The organism is Sphaerotilus sp., assembly GCF_041083715.1.
In the GTDB taxonomy this organism is placed as follows: Bacteria; Pseudomonadota; Gammaproteobacteria; order Burkholderiales; family Burkholderiaceae_C; genus Sphaerotilus.
This window is the reverse complement of the sequence record NZ_JBFPGY010000263.1, coordinates 1-7,611: the sequence shown is the minus strand read 5'-3', so window position 1 is coordinate 7,611 and position 7,611 is coordinate 1. Positions and strand designations below refer to the sequence as shown.

Sequence of the window (7,611 nt, the reverse complement as noted above, 5' to 3'; positions counted from 1 at the left end):
ACCACTCCGTGGTCGGCGGTCTGGGCGAATCGGTGGCCAGTGCGCTGCTGCGCCACCGCGTGCAGCCGGCGGGCTTCCAGATGGCCGGCCTGCCCGACGCGTACCTCGACGCCGGTGCGCTGCCGACCCTGCACGACCGCTACGGCATCAGCTGCGACGCGCTGGTCTCCCGCATCAAGGGATGGCTCGGATGACCCGCAGCCGTTCCCTTTCCCGTTCCCTGTCCGTTCCTTCATTCCTTTCACCCGACTCTCATTGGAGTAATGACGATGCTTCTCGCCGACAAAGTTGCGCTCATCACCGGCGGTGCCGGTCTCAACGGCCTGGGTTTCGCGACGGCGCGCATGATGGCTGCGCAGGGCGCGCGCGTGGTCATCCTGGACCTCGAACGTGCCGACCCCGCAGGGGCTGCCGCCCAACTCGGGCCGCAGCATGTCGGCCTGGTGGCTGACGTGACCGACAAGGCCTCGTGCGAACGTGCCGCTGAAGCGGTGCTGGCCCGATGCGGCCGCATCGACATCCTGGTCAACAACGCCGGCATCACGCAGCCGCGCAAGTTCGTCGACATCACCGGTGACGACTACGACGCCGTGCTGGACGTCAGCCTGCGGGGCACGCTGTACATGTCGCAGGCCGTGCTGCCGGCAATGCGGGCGGCGCAGTCCGGTTCCATCGTCTGCATCTCGTCGGTCTCGGCGCAGCGCGGCGGCGGCATCCTCGGCGGCCCCCATTACTCGGCGGCGAAGGCGGGCGTGCTCGGCTTGGCGCGCGCCCTGGCGCGCGAGGCGGGCATCGACGGCATCCGCGTCAACTGCGTGACGCCGGGACTGATCGCCACCGACATCAACAAGGGACTGATTCCCGATGACCGCATGCAAGGCATCCTGGACCAGATCCCGCTGAACCGCATCGGCGAGCCCGCCGACGTGGCTGGCTGCGTCGTGTTCCTGGCCAGCCCGCTGGCCAAGTACTGCACCGGCGTCACGCTGGATGTGAACGGTGGCATGTTGATCCACTGAGCATCCCTGCACCGCGTACCGACACCAACAACGGAGACAAGCCATGACCCAGCCATCCAACCCCGTCCTCGGACTTTCCCGCCGCCAAGTCCTGGCCGGCGCCGCGGCGCTGCCGCTGTTCACCATCCTGCCGCGTCGGGCCGACGCTGCCGAGTTCACCTACAAGCTGGCCACCGGCCAAGATCCCAGCCACCCGGTCAACAAGCGGGCGCAGGAAGCGATCGACCGCATCAAGGCGGCCACCAACGGGCGCCTGGACATCCGCTTGTTCCCCGCGAACCAGCTCGGCTCGGACACCGACTTGCTGTCCCAGGTGCGCAACGGTGGGGTCGAGTTCTTCAACCAGGCCAGCTCCGTGCTGTCGACGCTGGTGCCGGCCGCCGGCATCGTCAACACCGGCTTCGCGTTCAGCGATGAGGAACAAGTCATGAAGGCCATGGACGGTGGTCTGGGCAAGTACGTGCGCGGCCAGATCGAGAAGGTCGGCCTGATGACGATGTCCAAGCCCTGGGAGAACGGCTTCCGCCAGATCACCACCTCGACCAAGCCGATCACGACGCCCGATGACCTGCGGGGCCTGAAGCTGCGCGTGCCGGCCGCGCCGATGCTCTCGACGCTGTTCGCCGCCCTCGGTGCCAGCCCGACGCCCATCAACTTCAACGAGGTGTATTCGGCGCTGCAGACCAAGCTGGTCGAGGGCCAGGAGAACCCGCTGGCGATCATCGCGACCGCGCGCCTGTACGAGGTGCAGAAGTATTGCAGCCTGACCAACCATGTCTGGGACGCCTACTGGATCCTCGGCAACCGCAAGGCCGTCGACCGGTTGCCCAAGGACATCCAGGAGGTTGTCTTCCGGGAATTCGACAAGGCGGCCACCGACGAACGCACGGACATCGCGGCCCTGAGCAAGTCATTGCGCGCCGACCTGACAGCCAAGGGTCTGCAGTTCGTGGACGTCGACAAGAAGGCCTTCAAGGCCGCGCTGGGCAAGACCAGCTTCTACAAGGACTGGCGCGCCAAGTTCGGCGAAGAGGCCTGGAAGCTGCTGGAAGACAACGTCGGCGTGCTGGCCTGACGCGTACGTCGATCCGATCGTCACAACCCACCGCCCTCGGTTCGCGAGGGCGGCTCCGCATTGCCCTGCCATGTCCACGCCCATCACCTCGACGCTCGCCAACGCGATCCGCTTTCTCGCCATCGACGCCATCGTGCATGCGAAGGAGGGCCACCAAGGCGTGCCGCTGGGCATGGCGGAGATCGCGACGGCGCTCTACACGCGCCACCTGAAGTTCCTGCCGATGGACCCGACCTGGCCCGATCGCGACCGTGTCGTGCTGTCGAACGGCCATGGCTCGATGCTGCTCTATGCCTTGCTGTACCTGACGGGTTATGCAGCGATCTCGCTGGACGAGATCCAGCGCTTCCGCGAACTGGGCTCGCACTGCGAAGGACACCCGGAGATCGACCCCTCGCATGGCATCGAGGTGACGACCGGGCCGTTGGGGCAGGGCATCGCGAACGCCTTCGGCATGGCGATCGCCGAGGCCTATCTGAATGCCCGGTTTGGCGCTGGCCTGATCGATCACCACACCTATGCCTTCGTCGGCGACGGCTGCCTGCAGGAAGGCATCGGCCAGGAGATGCTCTCGCTGGCAGGCCACCTGCGGCTGGGCAAGCTGGTGCTGCTGTGGGATGACAACCGCATCACCGACGACGGAAGCACCGCGCTGTCGATCAGCGAAGACGTCGCCGAGCGCTGTCGCGTGGCCGGCTGGCATGTGGTCGAACTCGATGGACACGATGTCGACGCGGTCGCAGCCGCATTGGCCGCCGCGAAAAATGATCCCCGACCCTCGTTCCTCGCCTGCCGCACCGTCATCGCGCGCGGCCTCGCGCGCCTGCAGGGCCAGCGTGGCGGCCACAGCGCGCGCTTGTACCCCGAAGACGCTGACGTTGCGCGGCAGGAACTCGACTGGCCGCATGCGCCCTTCGAGGTGCCCGCGGCCTTGCTGGACACTTGGCGCGAGGCGGGCCGACGCAGTGCAGCCGAACACGCGGCCTGGACGGCGAGGCACGAGGCCCTGCCGGCCGCCGATCGCGCCGAGTTCGATCGTGTGCTCGCCGGCGAGCTGCCCGCAGGGTGGCGCGACGTGCTGCTCGACTTCAAGCGACAGGCGCTGGCGCGCACCGAGGCGCCGGGCGGCATCATGATCTCGGCCGAGATCAACGACCGACTGTCCGAGATCCTGCCGGAGCGCATGGTGGGCTGTGCCGACCTGGAGGCACCGACCAGCCACAAGCGCCGCCTCAAGGCCTTCACCGCCGAGGACCGCCATGGCGCCTACGTGCATTGCGGCGTGCGGGAACATCTGATGGGTGCGATGGCCAATGGCATGGCCGCGCACGGTGGTGTGCTGCCGCTGGCCGTGACCTACCTGGCCTTCTCCGACTACGAGCGCCCGGCGATGCGCATGGCGGCGTTGATGGGTCTGCCGGTCAAGTTTGTCTTCAGCCACGACTCGATCGGGGTCGGCAAGAACGGGCCGACCCACCAGCCCGTCGAGATCCTGGCCTCGCTGCGCGCGATGCCCAACATGCTGGTGCTGCGCCCGGCCGATGCTGTCGAGGCGGCCGAGTGCTGGGAAATCGCGCTGGAGCACCGCACCGGCCCTGCGACGCTGGTTTTCGCACGCCAGGCCCTGCCCGCGGTCAGGCGCGACCCTGGCGAAGCGAATCTCTCTCGCTTTGGCGCCTATGTGCTGGCTGAGGCAGAAGGCGGCACGCGTGCGGTCACGCTGCTGTCCACCGGCTCGGAAGTCGTCATCGCGCTGCAGGCCCGCGACCAACTCCAGGCCCAGGGCCTTCCGACGGCGGTGGTGTCGATGCCCTGCTGCGAACGCTTCGACGAACAAGACGCGGCCTACCGCGCCCGCGTGCTCGGGGTGGGTACGGCGCGTGTGGCCATCGAGGCAGCGGTGCGTTTCGGCTGGGACCGCTACCTGGGCGATCGTGGCGGCTTTGTCGGCATGAAGGGGTTCGGCGCGTCCGGCGCCGCCGAGGTGCTGTACGCGCATTTCGGGATCACCTCGGCGGCAGTGGTCGCCGAAGCCCTGCGTGTGCTTGACCTGGGGGCTCAGTTTCGTTGACCTGGATTCATGTCTCCATTACTGTTGCGAGATTCGTAATACTTGCGGAACAAGGAAGATCATGGCCGACGCTACAACACTGACCAGCAAGGGACAGGTCACGGTGCCTCGCGAAGTCCGCGACCGCCTGGGGCTGAAGGCTGGAGACAAGCTGACCTTCACGCTGCTGAGCGATGGCACCGTCATCATGCGGGCAAAGACCAAGCGGCTGGCCGACCTCGCTGGCATGCTCACCCGGCCTGGCCAGCCGGAGGTCGCTGTCGAGGACATGAACCTGTTCAAATGAGCATCGCCATCGACACGAACATTCTGGTTCGACTGCTCGTCCGGGACGACGAAACGCAGTTCGCTGCCGCCCGCCGTGTGGTGGAGGGCGCTGCGCAGGCCGAAGAGCCTGTCCTCATCATGCTCTGTGCGTTGCTGGAGACCGAGTGGGTGCTTCGCAGCCGCTACAAGCTCGACAAGGCATCCATCTCGGGCGCTTTCGCGCAACTGCTGGAAAGCGGTGACGTCGAGTTCGAACACGAGCCCACGGTCGAGGAAGCGCTGCGCCTCTGGAGCCAGCAATCGAGAGCTGACTTCGCCGACTGCCTTCTCAACGCGCGTGCGGTCCACCTGGGTCGATCAAGGTTCGTGACCTTCGACATCGGCGCCTCCAAGCTGCCGCGTGCGGAGTTGCTGGCCTGACAACTCCCTGCAGCCGCCGTGCGCAGGCCTGCGAATGCGTTGCCTCCAGTGCAACAAATCAGTGCAACAAATGCGGTCGCTGCGCATCAAGTCTCAAAACCAATTCATCCCCAGACCGCAATGCGGCCCGCCAATGCCGCACGCCGCCCGGCCGCGGAAGAAGAACGGGTTGTTTGTTCTCGCTCAGCACGAAGGCGCGGGTGGCGCGGTAACGCGGATCGTCTGCGGCCATGCAGCCGAGATAAGGCAGCGACAGCAGGCTCGGCACATTCGCATCGTCCATGTACAGCGCATTGCCGTAGCCATCCGTCTCGTAGGGCAGTACACCCTCGGTCGGCAGTGCCGCCTCCACCTCGTCGGCCAGCCGCCGCGCCGACTCGGCCAGCGCCGCCTGATCGAGCGCCGTGGCCAGCGCATCGAGCTGGCGCAGCGCCGTCACGGCCATGAAGTTGGCGGGAATCAGATAGGGATACTGGCACGCATCGTCCGACGGCCGGAACCCGGAGCGGATCAGCCCGTTCGGCCGCGCCGGCCAGCCCTCGCCATCGAAGGGCAGCGTGTCGGTCGGGCTGAGCGCCAGACGCTGGAAGCGGTAGGGGCCGTGGCCATCGCGGCGCTGCTGTTCGCGCATTGTCCGCAGCACCAGCCCTATCGCCTGCACCCAGTCCGCATCGAACGGTGACGTGTCGCCACACGCCTGCCAGCATCCGCTGCAGCCGCGGCTCCGACGGCGCCAGCGCACGCGGTCGATGGTGGCTTCGACGGCATCGCTGGTGAAACAACGCTGGTGCAGTGGCGGGCGTTCAGTCATGGCGGGCTCGCGGTTCGATTCGATCAAGTGCAAGCGCCCCCGCTGCAGCAGGACAGCGGGGGCGCTTGGTGGGTGGTGCAATCAGAGGTGGATCAGTTCAGCGACAGCTTGACCTGGTAGCCGGCCTGGTTCTTCGGGTGCGTCTGGCTGGTGAACACTGTGCGGTCGCTCTTGAGCACGATCACCTCGAAGAACGGCCGGAAGCGCTCCTCCGAGACGTTGAACGCCTTCAGGAACTTCACGAACATCTCCTGCTCCTCGCGTTCTGGCTGGCCATCGGCCAAGGACGAGTCGATCAGGTTGCACAGGATGCACATTCTTTGCGCATCGCTCAGCAGCGGTGTGGCTTCGGTCAGGAAGGTGTCGAGCGAATTCCTGCGGCGGTACTTCAGCGCCGAGTCGAGCAGCGCCTGGTTCTGCGCGCCGACGCCGATCGTGCCCCGGCCGTCGTCCTGGCCGCCCAGCACGGACAGCAGGTGACCGACCTCCTCGGCGTCCATCTCGCCGTCTGCGCTCATCATGTAGATCAACGAGGTGGTGAACGCCAGGTGCGGCGTCATCTTGTCGCCGGTGTCGGTCTTGAACATGTCGAACAGGCCCATGCGGGGAACTCCTTCGGTGCGTTGCGGTGAGGATGGGAGGGCAAGACAGGCCGATCTGAGGGCGCAGCACCGGAATGCAAGGCATTGGCCGCTACAGTCGCCCCATGGCATATGAACTTCATTACTGGCCGACCATTCAGGGTCGAGGCGAATTCGTGCGGTTGGCGCTGGAGGCGGCGGGTGCACCGTACATCGACGTCGCGCGTGGCGACGAGGCGGCAGGGCAGGGTGTGCCTGCACTGATGCGCCATCTGAAGGATCCCAAGGCGGTGCAGCCACCCTTCGCGCCGCCGTTCCTCAAGGACGGCAGTGTCGTGATCGGGCAGACCGCGGTGATCCTGCAGTACCTGGCGCTGGAGTGGAAGCTGGTCGGGCGCAGCGAGCAGTCGCGGTTCTGGACCCAGCAGATCCAGCTCACCATCGCCGACATGGTCCATGAAGCGCACGACACGCACCATCCGGTGGGCGTGGGGCTGTATTACGAGGACCAGAAACCCGAGGCGCTGCGGCGTGCGCAGGAGTTCTGCAGCGCCCGCATGCCCAAGTACCTGCAGTGGTTCGAGCAGATCGTCGCCCGCAATCCGGCTGGCACGCGCTTCTTGGTGGGCGGCAAGATGAGCTACGCGGACCTGTCGCTGTTCCAGCTGATCGAAGGACTGCGCTACGCCTTCCCGAAGGCGGCGGCCAGCGCGCTGGCCCGCACGCCGCTGGTCGTGGACCTGCACGACCGCGTGGCCGAGGTGCCGCGGGTGTCGGCGTATCTGGCGAGCGTGCGGCGCATCCCGTTCAACGAGCAGGGCCTCTTTCGTTGCTATCCGGAGCTGGATCTGGTCGCCTAGGTGACCCCGGGTGCGCGGTGACGGTGATTCAATCGACTCCAGTGATCCCACCGCCCACCCGCAGGAGCCAGAGCATGAACCGGGAACTCTCCCCCAAGAGCCAAGACCTCGTCGACCGCGTCCAGGCGTTTTTCGACGCGCACATCTACCCGAACGAAGCGCGTTACGAGGCCGAGATGCACGCGCTGCGGGCGGCGGGCAACCCGTGGCAGGTCGTGCCGCTGGTGGAGGAACTGAAGCCGATCGCCCGCGCCGCCGGGCTGTGGAACCTGTTCCTGCCGCATCCGTACAAGGGCGAGGGCGGTGTCTCGAACCTCGACTATGCGCCGCTGTGCGAGATCATGGGCCGCGTGGTCTGGTCGGGCGAGGTGTTCAACTGTTCGGCGCCGGACACCGGCAACATGGAGACCATCGAGCGCTACGGCACCGCCGCGCACAAGGAGCGCTGGCTGGAGCCGCTGCTGGACGGCCAGATCCGCTCCGCCTTCCTGATGACCGAGCCGGCAG

At 66.7% G+C, this 7,611-nt stretch carries 9 protein-coding genes and 1 pseudogene; 8 read left to right on the top strand and 2 right to left on the bottom strand.

Annotation, left to right across the window (positions count from 1 at the left end; genetic code table 11):
* From AB3X43_RS11875 to AB3X43_RS11850, 6 genes and pseudogenes are all read left to right on the top strand, one after another.
* A pseudogene (locus AB3X43_RS11875) lies at positions 1-194 on the top strand (transketolase family protein); the annotation flags it as partial.
* Positions 195-269: 75 nt separating this feature from the next.
* Positions 270-1,019, top strand: coding sequence for an SDR family NAD(P)-dependent oxidoreductase (locus AB3X43_RS11870; RefSeq protein WP_369430056.1), 750 nt, complete (start codon positions 270-272; stop codon positions 1,017-1,019).
* A 43-nt stretch (positions 1,020-1,062) separates the two neighbouring features.
* Positions 1,063-2,094: a TRAP transporter substrate-binding protein gene (locus AB3X43_RS11865; protein ID WP_369430055.1), complete on the top strand. Its 1,032-nt coding sequence runs from the start codon at positions 1,063-1,065 to the stop codon at positions 2,092-2,094.
* Between the two features lie 70 nt (positions 2,095-2,164).
* Entirely contained in the window at positions 2,165-4,165 is a 2,001-nt protein-coding gene (tkt, locus tag AB3X43_RS11860) for a transketolase (RefSeq protein WP_369430054.1), read from the top strand.
* 61 nt (positions 4,166-4,226) lie between these two features.
* On the top strand, positions 4,227-4,451 hold the full coding sequence (locus tag AB3X43_RS11855) for an AbrB/MazE/SpoVT family DNA-binding domain-containing protein (protein ID WP_369430053.1): 225 nt from the start codon (positions 4,227-4,229) through the stop codon (positions 4,449-4,451).
* Positions 4,448-4,852 (top strand): PIN domain-containing protein, encoded by a 405-nt coding sequence (locus AB3X43_RS11850; protein ID WP_369430052.1) that lies wholly within the window; start codon positions 4,448-4,450, stop codon positions 4,850-4,852. Before AB3X43_RS11855 ends, AB3X43_RS11850 begins: the two co-directional genes overlap by 4 nt.
* Positions 4,853-4,910: 58 nt before the next feature.
* Here the strand turns inward: AB3X43_RS11850 and AB3X43_RS11840 are convergent, their stop codons facing one another.
* Both AB3X43_RS11840 and AB3X43_RS11835 read right to left on the bottom strand, forming a co-directional pair.
* Entirely contained in the window at positions 4,911-5,663 is a 753-nt protein-coding gene (locus tag AB3X43_RS11840; protein WP_473965112.1) for a glycoside hydrolase family 125 protein, read from the bottom strand.
* Between the two features lie 92 nt (positions 5,664-5,755).
* Positions 5,756-6,265, bottom strand: a complete 510-nt coding sequence (locus AB3X43_RS11835) for a tellurite resistance TerB family protein (protein WP_369430051.1) — start codon at positions 6,263-6,265, stop codon at positions 5,756-5,758.
* 104 nt (positions 6,266-6,369) lie between these two features.
* On the opposite strand from AB3X43_RS11835, the gene AB3X43_RS11830 reads away from it, so the two are divergent.
* Positions 6,370-7,104 (top strand): glutathione S-transferase, encoded by a 735-nt coding sequence (locus AB3X43_RS11830; RefSeq protein WP_369430050.1) that lies wholly within the window; start codon positions 6,370-6,372, stop codon positions 7,102-7,104.
* A 74-nt stretch (positions 7,105-7,178) separates the two neighbouring features.
* A partial coding sequence (locus AB3X43_RS11825; RefSeq protein ID WP_369430049.1) for an acyl-CoA dehydrogenase family protein occupies positions 7,179-7,611 on the top strand: 433 nt, incomplete at its 3' end.